General features: G+C 74.6%; 20 protein-coding genes and 1 pseudogene. 10 read left to right on the top strand and 11 right to left on the bottom strand.

Features of this window, described 5'->3' with window-relative positions; genetic code table 11:
* Positions 1–118 precede the first annotated feature (118 nt).
* Positions 119–2,482, top strand: a complete 2,364-nt coding sequence (locus ACGF07_RS27755; RefSeq protein ID WP_392903025.1) for an AMP-binding protein — start codon at positions 119–121, stop codon at positions 2,480–2,482.
* Between the two features lie 64 nt (positions 2,483–2,546).
* On the opposite strand, the gene ACGF07_RS27750 is transcribed toward ACGF07_RS27755, so the two are convergent.
* The gene (locus tag ACGF07_RS27750; RefSeq protein WP_392903023.1) at positions 2,547–3,875 is read right to left on the bottom strand and encodes a hypothetical protein; all 1,329 of its coding nucleotides are present in this window, start codon (positions 3,873–3,875) and stop codon (positions 2,547–2,549) included.
* Between the two features lie 25 nt (positions 3,876–3,900).
* A pseudogene (locus tag ACGF07_RS27745) lies at positions 3,901–4,301 on the bottom strand (GNAT family N-acetyltransferase).
* 158 nt (positions 4,302–4,459) lie between these two features.
* Between ACGF07_RS27745 and ACGF07_RS27740 the strand changes: the two are divergent.
* Entirely contained in the window at positions 4,460–6,052 is a 1,593-nt protein-coding gene (locus tag ACGF07_RS27740; protein ID WP_392903020.1) for a M4 family metallopeptidase, read from the top strand.
* Between the two features lie 25 nt (positions 6,053–6,077).
* Here the strand turns inward: ACGF07_RS27740 and ACGF07_RS27735 are convergent, their stop codons facing one another.
* From ACGF07_RS27735 to ACGF07_RS27725, 3 genes are all read right to left on the bottom strand, one after another.
* Positions 6,078–7,166, bottom strand: coding sequence for a hypothetical protein (locus ACGF07_RS27735; protein WP_392903019.1), 1,089 nt, complete (start codon positions 7,164–7,166; stop codon positions 6,078–6,080).
* Positions 7,167–7,217: 51 nt separating this feature from the next.
* Positions 7,218–8,186, bottom strand: coding sequence for a D-2-hydroxyacid dehydrogenase family protein (locus ACGF07_RS27730; protein ID WP_392903017.1), 969 nt, complete (start codon positions 8,184–8,186; stop codon positions 7,218–7,220).
* A 247-nt stretch (positions 8,187–8,433) separates the two neighbouring features.
* Positions 8,434–9,426, bottom strand: coding sequence for a DUF5937 family protein (locus tag ACGF07_RS27725; RefSeq protein WP_392903014.1), 993 nt, complete (start codon positions 9,424–9,426; stop codon positions 8,434–8,436).
* Between the two features lie 74 nt (positions 9,427–9,500).
* Here ACGF07_RS27725 and ACGF07_RS27720 point away from each other — a divergent pair, with 74 nt between their 5' ends.
* Complete coding sequence (locus ACGF07_RS27720; RefSeq protein WP_392903013.1) at positions 9,501–10,505, top strand: oxidoreductase; 1,005 nt, start codon at positions 9,501–9,503, stop codon at positions 10,503–10,505.
* 254 nt (positions 10,506–10,759) lie between these two features.
* On the opposite strand, the gene ACGF07_RS27715 is transcribed toward ACGF07_RS27720, so the two are convergent.
* The gene (locus tag ACGF07_RS27715) at positions 10,760–11,284 is read right to left on the bottom strand and encodes a S1 RNA-binding domain-containing protein (RefSeq protein ID WP_392903011.1); all 525 of its coding nucleotides are present in this window, start codon (positions 11,282–11,284) and stop codon (positions 10,760–10,762) included.
* 219 nt (positions 11,285–11,503) lie between these two features.
* Between ACGF07_RS27715 and ACGF07_RS27710 the strand changes: the two genes are divergently transcribed.
* The 4 genes from ACGF07_RS27710 (at position 11,504) to ACGF07_RS27695 (ending at position 14,698) form a co-directional block, all read left to right on the top strand.
* Positions 11,504–12,097 (top strand): TetR/AcrR family transcriptional regulator, encoded by a 594-nt coding sequence (locus ACGF07_RS27710; protein WP_392903009.1) that lies wholly within the window; start codon positions 11,504–11,506, stop codon positions 12,095–12,097.
* Positions 12,098–12,180: 83 nt separating this feature from the next.
* Positions 12,181–13,239, top strand: a complete 1,059-nt coding sequence (locus tag ACGF07_RS27705; protein WP_392903007.1) for an SDR family oxidoreductase — start codon at positions 12,181–12,183, stop codon at positions 13,237–13,239.
* A gap of 227 nt (positions 13,240–13,466) precedes the next feature.
* Positions 13,467–13,955: a GNAT family N-acetyltransferase gene (locus ACGF07_RS27700; RefSeq protein ID WP_392903005.1), complete on the top strand. Its 489-nt coding sequence runs from the start codon at positions 13,467–13,469 to the stop codon at positions 13,953–13,955.
* Entirely contained in the window at positions 13,952–14,698 is a 747-nt protein-coding gene (locus tag ACGF07_RS27695) for a hypothetical protein (RefSeq protein ID WP_392903003.1), read from the top strand. The genes ACGF07_RS27700 and ACGF07_RS27695 overlap by 4 nt, the downstream gene beginning before the upstream one ends.
* Positions 14,699–14,807: 109 nt before the next feature.
* Here ACGF07_RS27695 and ACGF07_RS27690 read toward each other — a convergent pair whose 3' ends face one another.
* From ACGF07_RS27690 to ACGF07_RS27680, 3 genes are all read right to left on the bottom strand, one after another.
* Complete coding sequence (locus tag ACGF07_RS27690) at positions 14,808–15,191, bottom strand: VOC family protein (protein ID WP_392903001.1); 384 nt, start codon at positions 15,189–15,191, stop codon at positions 14,808–14,810.
* Positions 15,192–15,297: 106 nt separating this feature from the next.
* Positions 15,298–15,804 carry a hypothetical protein gene (locus tag ACGF07_RS27685; RefSeq protein ID WP_350744992.1) on the bottom strand — a complete coding sequence of 169 codons (507 nt, stop codon included), beginning with the start codon at positions 15,802–15,804 and terminating at the stop codon, positions 15,298–15,300.
* A 39-nt stretch (positions 15,805–15,843) separates the two neighbouring features.
* Complete coding sequence (locus tag ACGF07_RS27680) at positions 15,844–16,074, bottom strand: hypothetical protein (RefSeq protein WP_392902999.1); 231 nt, start codon at positions 16,072–16,074, stop codon at positions 15,844–15,846.
* 129 nt (positions 16,075–16,203) lie between these two features.
* Between ACGF07_RS27680 and ACGF07_RS27675 the strand changes: the two genes are divergently transcribed.
* Positions 16,204–16,827, top strand: coding sequence for a hypothetical protein (locus ACGF07_RS27675; RefSeq protein ID WP_350744996.1), 624 nt, complete (start codon positions 16,204–16,206; stop codon positions 16,825–16,827).
* A 294-nt stretch (positions 16,828–17,121) separates the two neighbouring features.
* Here the strand turns inward: ACGF07_RS27675 and ACGF07_RS27670 are convergent, their stop codons facing one another.
* Entirely contained in the window at positions 17,122–17,679 is a 558-nt protein-coding gene (locus ACGF07_RS27670; RefSeq protein ID WP_392902996.1) for a GNAT family N-acetyltransferase, read from the bottom strand.
* Positions 17,680–18,430: 751 nt separating this feature from the next.
* Here ACGF07_RS27670 and ACGF07_RS27665 point away from each other — a divergent pair.
* A complete protein-coding gene (locus ACGF07_RS27665) occupies positions 18,431–18,640 on the top strand; it encodes a hypothetical protein (protein ID WP_392902994.1) in 210 nt (69 codons plus the stop codon).
* Positions 18,641–18,811: 171 nt separating this feature from the next.
* Complete coding sequence (locus ACGF07_RS27660; protein WP_392902991.1) at positions 18,812–20,230, top strand: flavin monoamine oxidase family protein; 1,419 nt, start codon at positions 18,812–18,814, stop codon at positions 20,228–20,230.
* An 86-nt stretch (positions 20,231–20,316) separates the two neighbouring features.
* On the opposite strand, the gene ACGF07_RS27655 is transcribed toward ACGF07_RS27660, so the two are convergent.
* Positions 20,317–20,961: a TetR/AcrR family transcriptional regulator gene (locus tag ACGF07_RS27655; protein WP_392902989.1), complete on the bottom strand. Its 645-nt coding sequence runs from the start codon at positions 20,959–20,961 to the stop codon at positions 20,317–20,319.
* Positions 20,962–20,987: the final 26 nt, after the last annotated feature.

Genomic DNA, 20,987 nt, shown 5'->3' with positions numbered 1-20,987 from the left:
TCCGCGTGGTGGACGTGCCAGGGCATTCCGGGAGGTGCCAGAACCCTGTTGCGCGGGGGCAGTTGGGAGGAGGATTGTGCCTTTCCCAGGGGACCGAGGGGGACGAGGGGGAGGCTCGATGACCACGGACGAAACGACGGGAACGGACGACGCGGCGCGGAAGGACAGCTCGGTGGGAACCGGTGACCCGGCGGCCCCGGCCGACCGGGCGGCGACGGGCGGCGCGGCAGGTGCCGACAGCTCGGCGGGAACGGCCGACGCGGCAGGTGCGGGCAGCTCGGCGGGAACGGCCGACGCGGCAGGTGCGGGCAGCTCGGCGGGAACGGCCGACCCGGCGGCCCCGGCCGACCGGGTGGGGACGGCCGGCGCGACCGCCACCGGCGCCGCCACCGGGGTCGGCGCCGCGACGACGCTGCACGGGCTGGTCGAACGGCAGGCCCGGCGCGCACCGGACGCGGTGGCGGTGCGCTGCGGCGACGCCGAGCTGACGTACGGGGAACTGGACGCGCGGGCCGACCGGCTGGCCGCCGCGTTGGCGGTCGGCGGCCTGGGCCCGGGCGGCCGGGCGGCGGTCGCGCTGGGCCGCGGCACCGAGGTGTACGTCGCGCTGCTCGCGGTGCTGAAGGCGGGCGCGGCCTTCGTACCGCTGGAGCCGACCGCGCCCGACGCCCTGCTGCGGCACCTGCTGACCGACTCCGAGCCCGACCTGGTGCTGACCGAGGAGCGCTACCGCCTCCGGCTTGCCGACGCGGGCCGGGCCCGGGTGGTCTGCGTCGACACGCTCGCGCTGCCGGACGGCGCGTTCGAGCGCCCCGAGGTCGCCCCGGGCGACCCGGCCTGCGTCTTCTACACCTCCGGCACGACCGGCCTGCCGGCCGGCGCCGTGATCGAGCACCGCAACCTGCTGGCCGCGTACGGCGCTTGGCGCGAGGTGTACGGCCTGTCGGCCGAGGACCGGATCCTCCAGACGGCGAGCCTGGAGTTCGACGTCTTCACCGCCGACTGGGTCCGCGCGCTGGGCACCGGCGCGACCCTGGTGGTCACCCCGTTCAACCTGACCCTGGACCGCACCGCCGACCTCGCGGCGCTGCCCGCGCTGGTGGCGCAGGAGCGGATCACCGTCATGGAGCTGAACGTCCGCACCGCACGCCGCCTCACCGCCCTGCTGGCCAGGACCGGCCGCGCGCTGCCCGGGGTGCGGCTGCTCACCGTGGGCGCCGAGAAGTGGTACCTGGACGAGCAGTTGGGCCTGCAACGGCTGCTCGGGGATGGCACCCGGGTGCTCAACGTCTACGGCCTGGCCGAGGCCACCGTGGACAGCACCTACTTCGACGTGCGCGGCGCGGCCGCCGCCGAGGGCGCCGAGCGGGTCTCGCTGGTCGGCCGGCCCTTCCCCGGCACCCGGGTGTACGTGCTGGGGCCGAACGCCACCCCGGTGGCCGCCGGGCGGGTCGGCGAGATCGCCATCGCGGGCTCCGGACTGGGCCGCGGCTACCTCGGCCGGCCGGCCGAGGACGCCCGCCGTTTCGTCCGGGCCGACTTCGACCCGGACGGGCGGGTGCTGCTGACCGGCGACCTCGGACTGCTGCGGGCGGACGGCGTCCTGGAGTTCATCGGCCGGGCCGCGACCGTGGTCGGGCCGCTCGGTGCGGAGCGGGCGACCACGGTGACCACCCGGGTCAAGGCGGCGGCCCGCGCGGAGGGCGCGTTGCGGGCGCACCCGGCGGTGCAGGAGGCCGCCGTCGTCGACGTGGAGCCGGCACCGGGGCAGCGGCGGCTGATGGTGGGCTACGCGGTGCCCGCGCCGGGGGCGGAGGGCGCGGACGGCTGGTCGCTCACCGAGTACCTGCGCACGAAGCTCAACGGCTTCTCCACGCCCGCCGCGGTCATCACGGTCCCCGAGCTGCCGCGCACCCGCGCCGGGAAGCTGGACCGCGCGGCGCTGCCGCTGCCGGCCCCGCCGGAGCACACCCGGCCTCGCTCGGCGAAGGCCGGTGGCGGCCGACCGGGCGGAAAGGGCGGTGGCAAGGCCGGGGGAGGCGCCTCCGACCAGTCGAGCCCGGTCGGCTGCCTGGCCGCCTTCGTCACGGTCGCCGCCACCCTCTTCACCCGGGCCGGCACCGACTACTTCTTCCCGGGCTCGACCGACCTGTCGGCGGTGCCCTCCGGGTACCACTTCTGGTTCGGGCTCCTCTACTGGGGCGAGTGCGCCGCGTTCGGCGCCGGGTTGGCCTTCCTGTTCACCGGCCTCCCGGCGGTGCTGCGACAGGGCCGGTCGCTTCGCCTGTCCCTGCTCACGTATCTCTCGGTGTTCTGGCTGCTCGCCTCCTGGTGGCCGCAGGACAACCTCTACCGGCTCACCGACGCCACGGACTGGCCGCGGGAGACCGCGATGGTCTACCTGTTCAACCTCCCGCTGATGGCGGCCGCGGTTGTCGTCGTGGTCTTCCTGCTGCGGCAACCGAAGAGCCGGAAGGGGTAGGTCCCGGCGCTGGGGCCGGTGCTGGAGCCGGTGCAGGAGGGGGGCGGCGGCGCAGGGGCGGGTGTCAGCGCAACGCCTCGAACATCCCGGTCAGCGCGTGGTTGGCCGCCGCCAGCAGCGCCTGCGCGGCGTCCAGCGCCTCGGCGTCCGGCCCGGCGAGCGCCAGGCCGACGAAGGGCTGCGGGTCACGGGCCGCCGTCGGGATCAGCGGCAGCAGGGTGACGCCGAGCCGGGCGCAGCGCGGGCGCAGCCGGTCGAGGTGGTCGTACAGCGCTTCGGGGCCGAGGCGGGCGCCGAGCGGCATCGCGTCCAGGGTGCGGACGAGGTGGCCGGGGCCGCGTACCCGGTCGAGGCGTTCGCGCAGCATGAAGGCGACGGCGGGGCCGGTGAGTCGCAGGTTGATCTCGGTGGGCGCGAGCCGGCGCCGCCGGTCGGTGACGAAGTCGACGTCGTACCAGCCCCGGTAGCCCTCGGCGGCCAGCCGCTCCCCCACGGCGAGGGCGAAGTCGCGGGCCGTCTCGGCGGCGGCCCGCGGCACCGTGCCGGGGCCCGTCGTGGCGCCCTGGTAGCGGGTGCCGGCCACCTCCATGGCGGCCGCGCCGACCGGGTGGACGGTGCCGTCCGGGCCGACCAGGGCGTCGTAGGTGAGGTCGCGCAGCCGGGCCGCCGGGCCCGGGTCGACGTACTCCTCCAGCAGCAACGGCCCCTGCGGGGGCATGATTTCGGAGCGGACCAGGCGGCGCAGCAGGGCGCCCGCACCACCGGCGGCGAACACGTCGGCGGGTTCGACCACGACGGTGCCGTAGCCGCCGACGCCGTGCGGGCTCTTCAGCACCGTGGTCAGGCCCCGGGCGGCCCGGAGGGTGAGCCGGCGGGCGGCGCGGCGGCGGCCGTCCGGGCGCTCCTGGACCGGGACGGTGATGCCGGGGTGCCCGGGCGCGAGGGCGGTGAACAGCTCGTGGGCGGCGGCCTTGGACTCGTACCGGCGGACGGCGGCCAGCTCGGGGCCGTTGCCGTCCGCCGCGGTGCGGCCCCAACGGACCACGGGGTGGCCGGAGTCGGCGATCCGCGCCGCCAGGGCGGGGCGCTCAGCGATCGCCGCGGCCACCGTCCGGTCGGCCGCCACACCGTCGTGCACCTCCACCGGCCCCCACTCCAACTCCCGGGCCAGCCAGTCGGTCCACGCCCGGTCGACCTCGGCGGGCAGCACCAGGAGCGCCGGTTCGGGGCTGTAGCCGACGGCCAGGCAGGCGTAGTGGTGCGCCTGCCGCAGCCGGCGGTCGCGCTGGGCCGTGTCGACGCCCGGGGCGGTGAACTGGGCGTTGAAGTCCGCGACGTTGCCGATGTGGACCGCTGCCCGCCCGCCGGTCCAGGCCCCCACCCATCCGTCCATGGGCCGGAAGCCTAGGACCTCGCGGTCACAGTGCCAACAGCCCGGCCTCGGTGGGCTTCAGGCCGCACGCGTCGAGGTAGAGGGTGCGAAGGTGGGGCTCGAAGTCGACGTGCAGCCAGGTGCAGCCCGCCGCGCGGGCGCCGTCGGCGGCCTCGGCCACCAGGCGGGTGGCGATGCCCTGCCGCCGGGCGTGCGGCGCGACGACGGTGTCGAGCAGGAAGGCGTGGGCGCCGCCGTCCCAGGCGAGGTTGACGAAGCGACCAGGGCGGTGTCGGTGGCTTGCCGGGCGGTGACCCAGCCGAGGCTGTGCCGCTCCAGCCGGAGCAGCCGACCGCCGGGTCGGTCGGCGTGGCCGAAGCCCTCGGCGTGCAGGGCGTCGAGTTCGGGGTCGGTGAGCGGGCCGCGCCACGCGTAGTCGATCGTCACGACCGCACTGTAGAGCAGATGTTAACTTCCGATCATTTTTGACTGACAAAGGACACAACTTGGCAAAGCTATGACCTTCCCTCTAGCTGTGGATGACTGACCGCCGTCAATCTCTGACCCAGCTCCCATCCCTGCAGCAAACCCCCACTGGAGTCAGAGTGACCCCCACGTCCTCCTTCCGCCGTGCCCGCGTGGCCGCAGCCGTCGCGGTCGTCGCCGCCCTCGCCGGCGCGACCGTCCCCGCCGCCACCGCCTCCGCCGCCACCGACCCCCGTGCCGCCGCGATAGCCCAGGCCCGCGCCAACGTCGCCCACCACGCCTCGGTGTTCGGCTTCGGCTCCGGCCAGGACCTCGTGCTCAAGGACGTCGTGCTCGACGCCGACGGCACCTCGCACGTCCGCTTCGACCGCACCTACCAGGGCCTGCCGGTGGTCGGCGGCGACCTGGTCGTCCACCAGGACGCCAGGGGCGCGCTGAAGGACTCCTCGCGCGCCGCCGCCCACGACGCCGCCGTGAGGTCCACCGTCCCCAAGGTGTCCGCGCAGTCCGGCGCGGCCGGTGCGCTGTCCGCCGCCCCGGGCGTGCGGGACGCCGTCAGCACCCCGGAGCTGGTCGTCTGGGCCGCCGACGGCACCCCCCGCCTCGCCTGGCGGATCACCGTCGAGGGCACCGGCGCGCACGGCGAGCCGGCCGGCACGGTCGTCGTCACCGACGCCACCACCGGCGAGCAGATCGAGTCCTACGACGCCGAGCACCACGCCTCGGGCACCGGCAACTCGGAGTACACCGGCACGGTCACCCTCGGCACCACCCCGGTCAGCGGCGGCTACACCCTGACCGACCCGGTCCGCGGCCACGTCACCAAGGACGCCCACAACCTCTCCGCGAGCTCGGTCAAGGCCTCCTCCGGCACCGCCTTCACCAGCACCACCAACGTCTGGGGCGACGGCAGGAAGTTCTCCACCGACCGCTCCACCGCCGCCGTCGACGCCCACGCCAACACCGCCTGGACGTACGACTACTACAAGAACACCTTCGGCCGGAACGGCATCAAGAACGACGGCAAGGGCGCCACCGTCTTCGTCCACGTCGGCACCGCCTGGGACAACGCCCAGTGGTCCGACAGCTGCTTCTGCATGATGACCGGCGACGGCGACGGCTCCCACGACCCCGAGCAGGTCGACCTCGACACGATGGGCCACGAGATGACCCACGGCGTCACCAGCGCCACCGCGAACCTCCGCTACAGCGGCGAGTCCGGCGGCCTCAACGAGTCCACCAGCGACATCTTCGGCACCATGGTCGAGTGGTACGCGAACAACGCCCTCGACACCCCCGACTACCTGTTCAGCGACCAGTCCACCCCGCCGTGGCTGCGCCGCTTCGACAAGCCCTCCCTGGACGGCTCCTCGGCGGACTGCTGGAGCAGCTCGGTCGGCAAGCTGGACGTGCACAACTCCTCGGGCGTCGGCAACCACTGGTTCTACCTGGCCAGCGAGGGCAGCGGCAGCAAGACCATCAACGGCTTCACCTACAACAGCCCCACCTGCAACGGCTCCACGGTGACCGGCATCGGCAACCAGAAGGTCGCCAGGATCTGGTACCGCGCACTGACCGTCTACATGACGTCCACCACCACCTACAAGGGCGCCCGCACCGCCTCGCTCAGCGCGGCCAAGGACCTCTACGGCCTCAACAGCGCCGAGTACGCGGCCGTCGCGGCGGCCTGGAGCGGCGTCAACGTCAACTGACACCGGTACTGCCGGCGCTGTACGGCTAGTGGTCGAATCCCACGTGGACGTGGTCGTGGTGGGTGTCGTCGGTGAAGAACTGGTTGCCGGCGCCCGCGATCGCCAGCGGCCCGCCCACGTTGTACGAGCCGGCGGCGGCCGCGTCCCGCATGAAGGACTCGATCAGCTGCCGGGGCGTCGCCGGGTCCACCACCGCCCGGCCGTCGATCCGCCAGACGTCGAAGGCCCGGCCCAGCGGATGGTCGCTGGGTCGGGTCGTCCCGAACACGTCCAGCGGGTGGCCGCTGCGCACCACGCTCACCGTGAGCGAGTACGGGCCGGCCAGCCGCAGCATCGCCGTCAGCACGGAGTCGTGGACGGCGCCGCTGCGCAGGTCGGCCGCGGCGGCGGGCGGCAGCTCGATCCTCGGCTGGGCCAGCACCCCGGCCACGGCCGCGCCGGGCGAGGCGGCGGCCGCCCCCGGCTCCGCCGGGTGCAGCGCGGTGACGGTCCAGCGCGGCTCGGCCCGGCTCAGCCGGACGTCCACGGTGGTGCCGCCCTCGGCCACCGAGCCGTCCGAGGCCCTGGTCCACTGGCGGCAGACCACCAGCACGCTCGCCGAGTCGGCGAGGATCCCGCCGTACTGGGCGTCGATCACCTCCAGGCTCGCCTCGGCCGCCGCCGGGGCCAGCGGGCCGGCCTGGTCCGCCAGCCCGGTGGGCAGGCCCAACGCGGCCACCCGGCTCCGGGCCGCCTCCACGCCCTGCCCGCCGGGTGGCCAGGCGCCGAGCGCGGCGACCAGCTCGACTGCTCGGCGCTTGACGTCGGGCTGGATCTCGCCCGGGCCGGGCTGCCAGAGCGGCGGGTTGGGCAGCGCGGTCGGGGACGGGGTCTGAGCCGGCGTCGGGGTTTGCGGCTGTGCCGGGGCCTGCGGCTGTGTCGGGGTCGGCGTCGGCGTCCGGGCCGGGGCCGGGGTGGTCTCCCCGCTCTGGGGCGCAGCGGTGCCCGAGGTCGTCGAAGCCGCCCGTGGTGCGCCCCCGCTCGAACACCCCGCCGCGCCCAGCAGCACCCCTGCCGCGGCCGCCCGCAATACCGCGCGCCTGCCCGTGTCCCGGCCACCGTCTCCGCTCGTCATGCGGTCAGTATGCGGACCCGGGGGCCTCCGGGGCCGCCCCGGCCGCCGACATCAGCCCAGACGGCGGATCGGCTTCCCCGCGAGGAAGGCGGCGATGTCCTCCACCGCCTCGCCGTAGTACCGCCGGTAGTTGTCCCGCGAGACGTAGCCCAGGTGCGGGGTGGCCAGCAGCCGGGGTGCGGTGCGCAGCGGATGGTCGGCCGGCAGCGGCTCGGTGTCGAAGACGTCCACGGCGGCGCCCGCGATCCGGCCTGCGGTGAGCGCGGCGAGCAGCGCGTCCTGGTCGACGATCGCCGCCCGGGAGGTGTTGACGAGGTAGGCCTCGGGCTTCATCAGGGCGAGTTCGGCCGCGCCGACCAGCCCCCGGGTGCCCTCGTTGGAGGCGAGGTGGACGGAGACGAAGTCGCTCTCGCGCAGCAGTTCCTCCTTGTCGGCGGCCCGGCGCACGCCCGCCCGGGCCGCCCGTTCGTCCGTCAGGTTCCGGCTCCAGGCGACGACGTCCATCCCGAAGGCCAGCCCGACCCTGGCGACCAGGGTGCCGATCCGCCCGAGGCCGAGGATGCCGAGCACCCGCCCGTGCAGATCGGCGCCGACGGTGCTCTGCCAGGGGCCGCCCTCGCGCAGCGCGGTGTTCTCCTGGACGATGCCCCGGGCCAGGCCGAGCAGCAGGGCCCAGGTCAGTTCGACCGGCGGGGTGCCGGAACTCGCGGTGCCGCAGACCGTGACGCCGTGCTCCTCGGCGGCCGCGTAGTCGATCACCGAGTTGCGCATGCCGGAGGCGATCAGCAGCTTGAGCCTCGGCAGCCGGGCGAACAGCGAGGCGGGGAACGGCACCCGTTCGCGCAGGGTGACGACGATGTCGAAGTCGGCCAGCGCGGTGGCGAGTTCCTCCTCGGAGCCGTGGTGCCGGCGGAAGGCCGTCACCGACACCCGGTCGGCCACCGGGGACCAGTCGGCGAGGCTGGTCGAGACGCCCTGGAAGTCGTCCAGGACGGCGCAGCGAAGGATCGGAATCGTCATGCCCGCACTCTTGCAGAGGCCGCGGCCGCCCGGCGTGCCGGGTCCGGCCACGGGCTCCGGCCCACCTCCGGGCGTCGCCGGACGCCACGGGGCGTCGCCGGGTTGGATCGGGGTGCCACCGGACGCCGCCGGACGCCACGGGGCGTCGCCGGGTTCGATCGGGGCGCCGCCGGACGCCGCCGGGTTCGATCGGGGGGCTCGGCACCGCGCGTCCCGGGTGGGCTGACGACCGGCGGAGGCCTGCGGGTCAGTCCCCCGCCAGCGGGGCCAGCAACGCCTCCGCCGACGCCGTGCGCGCGTACAGCACCGACCGTCCGGCCCGGTGGGCGCTGACCAGCCGGGCGTCCCGCAGGGCCGTCAGGTACTGGGACACCGCCGACGGCGACAGCCCGGTGCGCCGGGCCAGCTCGGTCGTGGACGCCGGGACCGTCAGCTCCGTCAGCAGCCGGGCGCGGGAGCGGCCGAGGACGGCGGCCAGCGCCTCGGTGCCCGCCGTCGGGGCGGTCGCCCACAGCGTGCCGGTTCCGCGTGCCGGGTAGGCGAGTTGCGGCGGATCCTGCCGGCCGAGGCGGGTGTACAGGTGCGGGCCGGTGAAGGCGGACGGGATCAGCAGCAGGCCCGCCCCGGCCGTCCGGTGGGGCAGCGGGCGGGTGCGGCGGCGCAGCCGCAGCGCGTCCTCCGTCCACCGCAGCTCGGCGTGCAGGTCGTTGAGCACCCGGGCGGCCCCGTGCTCGGCGGCCTGGCGGGCCCGGTGCAGCACGTCCGCGTCCAGCACCGCCCGGATCCTCGCCCAGTACGGCGCCAGCGCCAGCTCCCAGTACGCCTCGACCGCCTCGGCGAGCCGGGCCAGCCCGCCCGCCGGGTCGGTGTGCAGCGCCCGCAGCCGGGGCCCGAGTCGGCCCTGTTCCTCGGCCAGCCGGTCCAGGTCCCGCCGGACCTGCTCGGCGGGGGTGGCCCGGATCACGGCGAGTTCCTCGGCCAGGGTGGGGGCGGGCCCGGTCGGTGCCGGGTTGACGAAGTCGGGCACGTAGCCGGCCGGTGGGACGAGCTCGGCGAGCAGCCCGTACGCCGGGCCGAGCGCCGCCAACCGGGGCCGCACCTGTTCGGCCCACGGCCGGTGCACCGCGTGCGGCAGGCCGGAGCCCAGCAGCCGCAGGCTCGGCCCGACCTCCCACATCGGGGAGACGGCGAACCGCATCCGGGCCAGGTCCCCCGCCGTGAACAGCAGTTCCACCGCCAACGCCGCACCCCCGTGGATTCGTACATCCTCGAATCAATGGCGATCAGGCTAGTGCACTCGCGATCATGACGGGCATGACCACCGACAGCGCGGTGACCGCCGCCACCGCATCCTCCGCGTCCTCCTCCGACACCGCCACAGGTCTGGCCACCCCCGCCGCGGCCGCCACCCCCGCCGCGGCCGCCACCCCCGCTGCGGCCGCCGCCGGCACCTGGACCCTCGGCGACCGCACCGTCCACCGGATCGGCTTCGGCGCGATGCGCCTGCCGCAGACCGGCCCCGCGCTCGTGCCCCACGCCGTACCGCGCGACCGCGACCAGGCCCTGCGGGTGCTACGCCGCGCGGTCGAACTGGGCGTCAACCACATCGACACCGCCGCCTTCTACTTCTCGCCGCTGCGCTCCGCCAACGAACTGATCAACCGGGCCCTCGCGCCCTACTCCGACGATCTGGTGATCGCCACCAAGGTCGGCCCCGCCCGCGGCATCGACGGCGAGTGGACGGAGCACGCCCGCACCCCCGAGCGGCTGCGCGCCCAGGTCGAGCAGAACCTCCGCCAACTCGGCCGCGACCACCTCGACCTGGTCAACCTGCGGATCCTCGGAACCGACTCGATCGCCGAACGCTTCGGCGCACTGGCCGAGCTGCGCCGGGCGGGACTGATCCGCCACCTCGGCCTGTCCAACGTCCACCCGCACCAGCTCGCCGAGGCCCGGACCATCGCCCCCGTGGTCTGCGTGCAGAACCCGTACGGCATCGGTGCGCAGGCCCACCAGGACGAACTGCTGCGGCTCTGCGGCGAACAGGGCATCGCCTTCGTCCCGTTCTACGCCATCGCCGGCGCCGGACGCCAGCACGGCGCCGGCACCCCCGAGCCCGACCAGGTCCGGGCGGTGGCCCGGGCCCGCGGCATCAGCACGGCCCAGGTCCGGATCGCCTGGACGCTGCACCGGGGCCCGCACGTCCTCGCCATCCCGGGCACCGGCGACGTGGCCCACCTGGAGGACAACGTCGCCGCCGGCGCCATCCGGCTCACCGCCGAGGAACTCGCCCTGCTGGACCAGGCCCACACCGCCTGACGGGGCCGCCCCGACCGCCACTCGCCGCCTCTCCCTCCGCCTCGCGCGGGGTGGCGGGCGGCCGGCGGCGGGCGGCTGTTCGGGCCGCACCGCCGGCATTCGGCGACGCGCGGCGGCAAGCCGATCGCAGCGTCCACCGCGGACGTCGCACAGACCAGGCTCGGCGAAGGCCATTCCCTTCCTGGCCTGGTCAGGAGCTTCGCGAAGCCGTTCCCCGCCCGAGGTGGCAGGTCGTTCCGTTCCGGCAGCGCCGATCATGTGAGCGACAGGCGAATGCGGCGCATCGACGGGTCGACCGCCGCGATCCGCGCGGTCATCACATCGCCGATGCGGACGTCCCGGTCCGGTTCTGCTGCCGACAGTTCGGAGCTGTGGAGCAGCCCTTCGATCCCGTCATCGAGGCCCACGAAGGCACCGAACGGGACCAGCTTCGTGACGCGGCCACTGACGACGCTGCCCACGCGCCCGGACCAGACGAGCCATGGATTCTCCTGACGGGCGACCAAGGAAAGCACAGCCTGCCCACGCCCCTCGATGTCCAGCGCCAGGACCTCGGCGCTCACCCGCTGCCCGAGCGACACCGCTTCATGACACGAGGAGATCCATCTCCACGAGAGCTCGGGCGGAGGGAGGAAGCCCACCGAAGCCTCCGGCGCCCCGTCGAGATCGACGAACACACCGAAGTTCTCGATCCCGCTCACCACCCCTGCCACGGCGTCGCCTGGGCGGAGCGACAGGAGGAAGGCTCTCAGGGCTTTGGAAGGGCGCGGATACGTCACGGCCCAGAACCTATCCCTCGGACTCGAACATCCGAACCTACCGGCATCTGTGGCTGGACGGTGGCCGGTCGCCAGGCGCGGGCCGGGGCGGGCTCGGGCGCAACAGGGCGGGCTGGCTGGCGCGGACCGGGGTGGCTGAAGCTCGGGCGCAAAACCGCTCGGGCGCTCGGCCGCCCGCTCGGTCGACAGAATATGCAGACCGGTCTACAGTTTCGCTCCATGGGAGCCAAGGGCGAGGAGACCCGGGCCCGGCTGATCGCCGGCACCCGGGAGCTGATCGAGGAACAGGGGTACTTCGGCACGGGCCTCAACCAGGTCCTGGCCGCCACCGGCGCACCGCGCGGCTCCCTCTACTTCCACTTCCCCGGTGGCAAGGACCAGCTGGTCGCCGCCGCGCTGATCCAGTCCGGCCAGGAGGTCGCGGACCTGCTGACGGCGGCGGCCGCCGAGGGGAGCGACGCCGCCGGGCTCGTCCAGCGCCTCACCGAGGTGTTCGCCGAGCGCCTGGAGCGGTCCGGCTACACCAAGGGCTGTCCGATCGCGACCGTCGCCCTCGAGGTCGCGGGCACCAACGAGCCGCTGCGCGCCGCCTGCGCCGAGGTGTACGACGGCTGGCAGCGCATCCTGGCCGGGCAGTTGACGGCAGGGGGGTTCCGTCCGGCCGAGGCCGAGGTCGCCGCCGGGCAGGCGCTCGCCCTGATGGAGGGCGCGGTGCTGCTGGCGTCGGTCAGGCGCAGCCGCGCGCCGCTGGACGACGCCCGGTACGCCGTCCTCCATCTCCTCGGCGCGGAGCAGTCCGGCCGCCGCCGGTAGGTCCGGAGCGGGCCGCCGCCTCGGCGGCGCGCTCCCTCATGCGCAAAAAATATGCAGACCGGTCTACAGAAAGGAATCCCCGGATGACCGCCACCCCTCCCCCGCCGCGCACGCTGGTCCTCGGCGCCAACGGCTTCCTCGGCCGCTGGCTGGTCCTCGAACTGCTCACCCGCGCAGAGCCCGTGGCCGCCGCCGTCCGCGACGCCCGGCGCGCCACCGACCTCCGTCACTGGCTGCGGGAGCACGGCGCCGACACCGCCCCACTCACCACCGTCACCGCCGACCTCACCCGCCCCGGCCTCGGCCTCACCCCTGACGACGACGCCCGGCTCACCGAGGTCCGCGACGTCCACAACCTCGCCGCCCGCTACGATTTCGGCCTCACCCGCGCCCAGGCCGAACCCCCGAACGTCCTCGGCGCCCTGCACGCGCTGCGCTGGTCCGCCACCCGGCCCCGGTTGCGCCGCCTGGTCCACCTCTCCGGCTACCGGGTCGGCCGCGACCCCGACCCCCGCTACCCGCTCGACGCCACCACCACCGCCGACCTCTACACCCGCCTCGGCGCGTACGAAGCCTCCAAACGACTCGGCGACGCCGCCGTCCGCGTCACCGCGCCCCGGCTCGGCGTCCCGCTCACCACCGTCAACCCGAGCAGCGTCATCGGCCACTCACGCACCGGCGAAGCCGGCCAGTACCTCGGCCTCGCCCAACTCGTACGCCAGCTCCACCGCGGCCGCCTCCCCCTGCTCCCCGGCAACCGGCGCACCTTCCTGCCCGTCGTCACCGTCGACCACCTGGCCCGCTTCCTCGCCGCCGTCCCCACCCACGACCGGGCCCCTGCGGCGGCCCACACCGTCCTGGACCCCGCCACCCCCGTCCTCCCCGACCTGATCTCCCTCCTCGCGACCCACCTCGGCGTCCGCCCACCCCGCGGCCGCATCCCCGTCCCCGTCGTCCGCCGCCTCCCCCGCGCCCTCACCGGAGCCGACCCGGAGACCCTCACCTTCCTCTCCGAGGACCGCTACGACACCTCCTCCGCCGACCACCTGTCCGCCGCCGCAGGAATCACCCACCCACCCGTCATCCCCGCCCTCCGCCACTGGTCCACCCGCCTGGTCCGCGACGCCTTCGGCGACCACTGACCACCCCGCACAGGAAGTCGACCCGCCCGACTTCCTACTACGCCCGGCCGCAGCCCGCCCGCCCCGGGCGTGGAAAGCCGACGGACCCGACTCCCCCGCACGGCCCGCCAGTCACCCACCACCGCGCGGCCGCTGACGTCGGAGCCGGTCCGAAACCCCTTGGACGCGACAGGGGCCCGCTTGCTGAAATGGGAGACGGCCGCTGTTGGCGTCGAAGGGGTGCGGCGATGACCGAGATCAGGCTGCACCTGTCGGTGCGCGGCCTCACCAAGGCGGACCTGCCGTCCTGCAGTTGGGCCGGCTCCCCCAAGCGCGTGCGCGAGCTCGTCCACCAGATCCGCCGCGCCGAGGCGGGCGACATCGACTACCTGGCGGTGTGCACGCCGGTCGGGCTCCCGGTGGCGGTCGGCGGCATCGACTACGCGGTCAAGCCCGGCGCCGGCACGCTCTGGCAACTCGGTGTCCACCCGGCCCTGCGGTCCTGCGGGGTCGGCACGCTGCTGATCAGCTCCGCCGAGCAGCGGATCGGCGCCCGGGGCCTGACCCGCGCCGAACTCGGTGTCGAGGAGAGTAACCCGCGTGCCCGCGCCCTCTACGAACGCCTGGGCTACCGGGCCTTCGGCCGCGAGCTCGACTCCTGGGACGTGGAGGCCGAGGACGGCTCGCTCCACCGGTACGAGACGACGTGCACGCTGATGCGCAAGGACCTGGCGTGACGCTGGATTTCGCGGCGTTCGTCGCCGATGCGACGGCCGACCCGGCCGTCGTCGGGCTCGTTCTCAAGGGCTCCCGGGCCCACGACGGCATGACCACCCGCCGCTCCGACCACGACCTCTACGTCATCCTCGCCAACGACGCGGCGAGCGAGCTGGCTGCGCTCGACGGCTACCGCTCCGCGCGGCTCGACCTGGTCGTCACCACCCTCGAACGGTTCCGCCGGCCCGCCGCCTGGGAGCGGTACGCCATCGCCCGCTCCCAGGTACTGCTCGACCGCCGCGACGGGGAGGTCACCCGGATCGTCGCCGCCATGGGGCAGCTCGGCGCCGAGGAGGCCTTCCGGTCCGGCGCCGCCCTGCTGGACGCCTACGCCAACTCGCTCTACCGCTCGGTCAAGAACCACCGCGATGGAAACCGGCTCGCCGGCCACCTCGACGCGGCCGCCAGTGTCGGATTCCTGCTCGACCTGCTCTTCGCTCTGGACCGCCGACCGCGCCCCTACAACAAGTACCTGGCCTGGGAGCTGGACCGGTTCCCGCTGCCCGGCTGGGCGAGCGCCGCGCTGCTGGACACCGTCGCCCGGATCACCGCGACCGGCGAAGTGGCGCCGCAGCAGCGGCTCTTCGCCCGGGTCGAGGAGGCTGCCCGGGCCGCCGGCCACGCGGCGGTGCTGGACGCCTGGGGCGACGACCTGCTCCTGATGCGGCCCCACCCGGACCGCCCGGGCCACCAGCCCTCCTGACCCGGACCGGCAGCCGAAGCGGGCGAAGCAGCTCATAACGTCCTATGAGAACGAGGCCATCCGCCCCGAGATCGGTTACGCGATCAAGCCGGAGGTCTGTAAGGGGAAGTCAGGTCGTCGCGGTGGCGCGGTCGGAGTTGCTGCGGAGGACGCAGAATTCGTTGCCTTCCGGGTCCGCCAGGACCGACCAGCCCGATCCGTCGGGGTTGCGGTGGTCGGCGACGTGGGTGGCGCCGAGGCCGAGGAGGCGGGCGACTTCCTGGTCGCGGGAGGTCTCGGGGCGCAGGCACAGGTGGAGGCGGTTCTTGACCGTCTTGGGCTCGGGTACCTGGTTGAAGTAGAGGGCCGGACCCTCGGCGAGCATGACCTGGACCTCCCGGTCACCCGGCTTGTCGTCCGGGTGCAGCGGACGACCGGTCACCCGGCTCCAGAAGAGGGCCAGCTCATAGGCGTTGGAACAGTCGATCGCCACGTTCTGCACTACCGAGACCATGTGCGCGATTGTCCCGCGCCGCCGCGCAGGACGCCACCGGCGCGCAGGACGCCACCGTCGCGGTACGCCGCGGTACGCGGCGGCGGGCACCGGGCGCCGTGGCGCGTCAGGGCGCCTCGCGGACGGCCACCGCGTCGCCGGCCGCCGCCGCGCCCGCGAAGAAGTCCCGCAACTCGCGCAGGTCGTGGACGACCTTGGCGGCCCAGGACTCGGACCAGGGCGTCGGGTAGTCGAGTTCCGCGCAGGTGCGGGCGAGCACCGTGTGCTGCTGGCGGACGAGTTCGCCGAGCGCCGAGTCGCGCAGGAACAGGGAGGCGGCCGCGACCTGGTCGGGGCTGAGCACCGGCATGGGCGCCGGCACCTCGGCGGCCTGGTCCCGGCGCGCCCCGCCGTAGACGGGCAGCCGGGCGGCCGGGTCGGGGTGGAGGCCGTTCTCGGTGAGCGCGAGTTCCATCAGGACGGCCGTCCGCCGGACACCGAGGGCGAGACCGGCGGCAGCCAGCCGGTCGTACCGGCCGTCGCGGTGGCGGGGTACGAGCTCGCCGAGCTCCTCCGGCGAGCAGGTGTCCGCGGCCCGCCCCGGCAGGCGGCGCCAGAAGTGATCGACACTCACCCGGAAAGCCTATCGAACGGCGGGTCGGTGATCAGCCGCTCAGGCTTCGCCGGGGTGCCAGGCCGGCCATTCCCAGGGGCGGTCGGCCCAGTGCACCCGGACCGGGTCGCGGGGGTCGAGGTCCGGGAAGAGCTGGTGGACCCGGGGTTCGAACTCCTCGGGGGCGAGTGGCTCCCAGCCGTGGCCCTGGAAGTGGACGAGGCGGTAGCGGCTGTCGGTCCGGAACTCGGCCACCTCGACCAGGGGCGTTGACGTGCTGTTGGTCTCCATGCCCCCCAGCATGTGGGGCGACGGCAATCAGCGCCCCTTCAGACCCCTCTTCCGGGTCATGTCCCCGCGTCGGCCCGCTCGTTGAGCACGGGAAAGGTACGGCGGGGGGCGCGCTGGAAGGACGAGGACATGACTGGGCAGCCCACCGGAGAGCAGTGGCAGTGGCCGTCGAACGCTTGGCAGCCCCCTCCGGTCCCCGCTCCCCCGCCGCCGGGGACGCCGGTGGCCCCCGCACCCGTACCGCCGCGGCGCCGTTCCCGGAAGGTCTGGGCGGTGGCGGCGGGCGGGACGCTCGCGCTGCTGGCCGCCGCACTGGTGATGTGCGGACCGGGCTCGGGCGACGACGTCCAGGTCGTGGCCGTGCCGGGCGCCTCCCCGTCCACGCCCTCGCCGACGGAGCTGCTGCCGGTGTCCCCGCCGCCCGCGACGCCCGCGCCGTCCCCGCTGCCGCCGCCGGTCCCGGCGATCACCCAGCTGGGCGGCATGGGCGAGTCGACGCCTCAGCCCACGAACCAGCCGACGACCCAGCCCGCCGCGCCGGAGCCCTCCGAGGCCCAGCGCGCCACACCCGGCCCGCACGCGAAGCCCGGCCACACCGCGCACCCCACCCCGTCCGCCCGCCCGGCCCCGCCGCCCACGGGCGGCGCGGTCCCGACCTTCGGCCCGGGCACCATCTGCGACCAGGCGGAACGCGTCGGCCGCTGGCCCGCCGGGTCGGAGCAGGCCCGGCTCTGCCACAGCATCTACGGCTGACCCGGCGCCGGTCGTACGGCTGACCGGTCGTACGGCTGACGGCAGCTGATCCGACCGACCGGTCGGACGGCCGGCCCGGCTGATCCCGGCCGTACGGCCGCGCCCCGGCCAGGGCGCCCACGACGTGCCCGGCGTCCCGGCCGGGCACCGCACCCTCCGGGACGGCGGGGCAGCGACGACGGCCCGCTGCCCCGCCGGAGCAGCGGCCTCAGGTCCGCAGGTCCGCTGCCGGGCCGGGGCGCGCACGGTGCCGGCCCGGACGCCGCCCCGGCCACGGAGCACGAGCCGCCGCCCTCAGACCATCCCGAGTTCCTTGATCAGCTGCTCGAAGCGCAGGTCCGGCCGCCGCGGGATCCCGAAGCGCTCGTCGCCGTACGGGAAGGGGCTGTAGACGCCGGTACGGCGGTAGCCGCGGCGCTCGTACCAGGCGATCAGGTCCGCGCGCTGCTCGACCACCTTCATCTCCAGCAGCCGGACGCCCCACTCCTCGCGGGCCACCCGCTCGGCCTCGGCCAGCACGACCCGGCCGATCCCGCCGCCCTGGAGGGTGGGCCGCACCGAGAACATGCCGAAGTAGGCGCTGTCCCCGCGCCGCTCCAGCTGGCAGCAGGCGACCAGCTCGCCGCCCTGCTCGGCCACCAGCACCACGCCGTCCGCGTCCTCGACGGCCTCGGTGACGCTCTGGGGGTCGGTGCGCTGCCCGTCCAGCAGGTCCGCCTCGGTGGTCCAGCCGGCCTTGCTGGCCTCGCCCCGGTAGGCGGACTCGACCAGCGCGACCAGTGCGGGAACGTCGGCGAGGGTCGCCCGACGGAAGACGGCTTCCCCGGCGGGCCCGGTGGCGATCTCGGACATGGCGGTTCCTCTCCTCGAAAGTCGACGTCCGGGCATGGTGCCACAGCGCTCTCGGCGCGGACGCGCCGGCGGGTACGGCAGCCGTTCCGGCCGGCGCAGGGGTCCGATCCGAGACCCGGGGACGGCGGGGGGCGGCTTGCCGCAATGAGCACCTGGGGGTCGGGCCTTCGGCCGCGAGCCGGCCCCCATGGGACGTGGAGGCCGAGGACGACTCGCTCCAGCGGCACCGGACGATGTGCACGCTGATGGACAAGGACCCGACACGGCATGGCACTTCGCGGCGTTCCGGGTCGAAGCGACGGCTGACCCGGCCGTTCTCGGCCCCGCCCGGACGCCTGGGGCGAGGACCTCTTACCGCTGCCGCTCCACCCGGACGCTCCGGCCTCCCGACCGGGCGCGCCGGGAGCCGAACCAGACTGCCCCGGCCGTCGTGTACCGGAAGCCCTTCACCCAGCAGTTCCAGGGCTTGACGGCACGTGACGCCCGTTGAACTCGAACTCGATTCCGGTTCGTATCTACCTCCGTCCGCCCGCCCAGGCCGACGGCGTCACCCTCCGCCGCTCGCGCGATAGCGACGGCGACGGAGCGGAGAGACCCATGACCCAGACCCCACCCCCGGCCCAGCCTCAGCCCCCGTGCGGATCGACGACGCCGGCCGGGTCCATGTCGTCGAGCGCGTCGATGTCGAGGCGGTGCTGCTCTCCGCTCCCGGTGTCTCCGACGCCGCGGTCCTCGCGTACCCGACGACGTGATGGGCGAGAAGGTCGGCGCCGTCCTCTTCGCGGCGCACGGGGAGGTCGACGCCGTCGCCGTGATCGCGCACTGCCGGGAGCACCTGGCGGACTTCAAGGTCCCGCAGTACGCCGCGGTCGTCACCGGGGCGCTGCCGCGCAACGCCGGCGGCAAGCTCCTGAAGGACCGACTCCGTGGGCAGGTCCGCTGGGAAGCTCCGCTGCGCTGACGCCCCCGTCGCGCGCGCGACGCCCGCGACGGACGGCCGGCTCCACCAGGGCGAAGGCGAGGACGCCGCCTCGACCACCGTCTACCTCCTCGCCCACCGAGCCCCACCCGACCACCACAACCACCACGACCACCGCCCCCACCGCACCGACAGTGAAGGACGACGAACGCCATGACCAGCACAACCGACGGGCAGGACACCGATGTCGTCGTGGTGGGGGCAGGCCTGTCCGGCCTGACCGCCGCGTACCGGCTGGCGCAGCGGGGGCGTTCGGTGCTCGTGCTCGAGGCCGGCGACCGGGTCGGGGGGCGCACCTTCGACCTCCAGGTCGCCGACGGGGTGTTCACCGAGGGAGGCGGGCAGTGGATCGGTGAGCGTCACACCCGCATGTTCGCGCTCCTCGTGGAGCTGGGGCTGTCGACGTTCCCCACGCACACGGCCGGCCGGACGGTCTACCTGCGCCACGGCAGGCGGCGGACGTTCCGGGGCACGGTCCCGCCGGTGAGCCCCCTCGCGATGGCGGACTTCGTCCAGGCGCGGCTGCGACTCGACCGGATGGCCCGGACGGTGCCGGCCGACGCCCCGTGGACCGCACGGCGGGCTCCGGTCTGGGACGGCATGACGCTCGGGCGTTGGCTGGACGTCAACTGCCGGGTCGATGAGTCCCGCCACCTGTTCACGCTCAGCTTCACGATGATCTTCTGCGAGGACCCCCACCAGGTCTCACTGCTCAAGGCACTGCACCAGATCAGGACCTCCGGGGGCCTGGAGTTCATGGTCAACACCGAGCACGGCGCCCAGGAGACGCGGGTCGTCGGCGGCACCCAGAAGGTGTCGCTCGCCCTGGCCGAGCGGCTGGGCGAGCGCGTGGTCCTGGACGCACCCGTGCACGGGATCCGGCAGGACGGCGAGGGCGTTCTGGTCAGCTCCGCCCGGGCACGGGTGCGCTGCCGGCGGGTGATCGTCGCCATGTCACCGGCCGACGCCGACCGCATCACCTTCTCCCCCGGCCTGCCGACCCGGCGCAGCGCACTCCAACGCGTCTGGCACAACGGCGCCGAGAGCAAGGTCTTCGCGGTCTACGACAAGCCGTTCTGGCGCGAGCACGGCCTCAACGGTTCGGCGCTGACGGACCTCCCGGTCGCGCACCTGGTCGTCGACAACTCATCGCCGGACGGCCGGCTCGGCATCCTGCTGACCTTCGTCGGCACAGCCGGCGCGGGCATCGGTCTGGCCTGGTCCGACGCGGTGCTCGACCAGCCCGAGGCGCGACGGGAGGCGGTGCTCGCGGACCTCGTCGCCCTGTTCGGCCCGGAGGCCGGGAGGCCCGTGCGCATGCTCGAGAAGAGCTGGGTCGGCGAGCCCTGGATCGCCGGCTGCACCGGTACCCGTGCACCGGGCGTCATGACGCGCTACACCGACGCGGTCACCGCGCCGGTGGGCCGCATCCACTGGGCCGGCACCGAGGCGGCGCCGGAGTTCGACAGCTACCTCGAGGGCGCGGTCCGCTCGGCCGAGCGAGCGGTCGGTGAGGTGAACGCCCGCCTCCGGGCCGCCACGGCCCCCGCGGCCGACTCCACCGCTCCCTGACCGGCCGCAACACCGACCCCTGACCCGCCATGGCAACGCCCCGAGACCCGCCGCGGCACCACCTCGTCAACCGCGGCACCGCCTCGTCAGCCGCGCTCCTGCTGCGGCGACGGGGCGTAGGTGGACAGGTAGGCGGTGACGAGACGTCGGGCTTCGTCGATCACCGCGTCGTCACCGGTCGGAGAGGTCCGGAACGCGACCTCGAAGAGCTGGTTGCCGGCGACCCAGGCGAGCCGCGGGACGAGCTGGGGGGTGTCGAGGGGGAGAAGCTTCCGCGCGATGGCGAGGTGCCACAGCAGGTCCGCCTGGGACTCGTCGAAGGCCCGGATGATCTCGTCCAGCGTCCCGTGCGCCCTCGCGAACCACAGCTCGACGCAGCTGCGGTGGCGGCGGAAGTAGTCGAACAGTACGTCGATCACGGCGTCGACGGCCTCGCGCAGGTTGCGGGGTTCCGCCTCGTCCAGCGCGGCGGCGATCAGCGCATCCATCGCGCGCACATGCTGCCGCATGATCTCGGCGTCGACCTCGTGCCGGTCCGGGAAGTAGTGGTAGACGGACGCGATCGGGATGCCCGCCCGGTCACCGATCGCCTTGAGCGTGGCGGCCTCGTACCCCTGCTCGCCGAGCAGCGCCTCGGCGGCCTCCAGGATCGCGCGGCGGCGTTCCACCCCGCGGCGCTGCACCGCGGGCGAGCGACGGGGCTTGGATGCGGCCGGCTCCTTCTCGAACACGGTTCGAGATCTTACCAGTCGCGATC

This window comes from Kitasatospora sp. NPDC048194, assembly GCF_043202455.1.
Taxonomy (GTDB): domain Bacteria; phylum Actinomycetota; class Actinomycetes; order Streptomycetales; family Streptomycetaceae; genus Kitasatospora.
The sequence above is the reverse complement of the archived record's forward strand: the minus strand, read 5'-3'. Positions and strand labels throughout refer to the sequence as shown.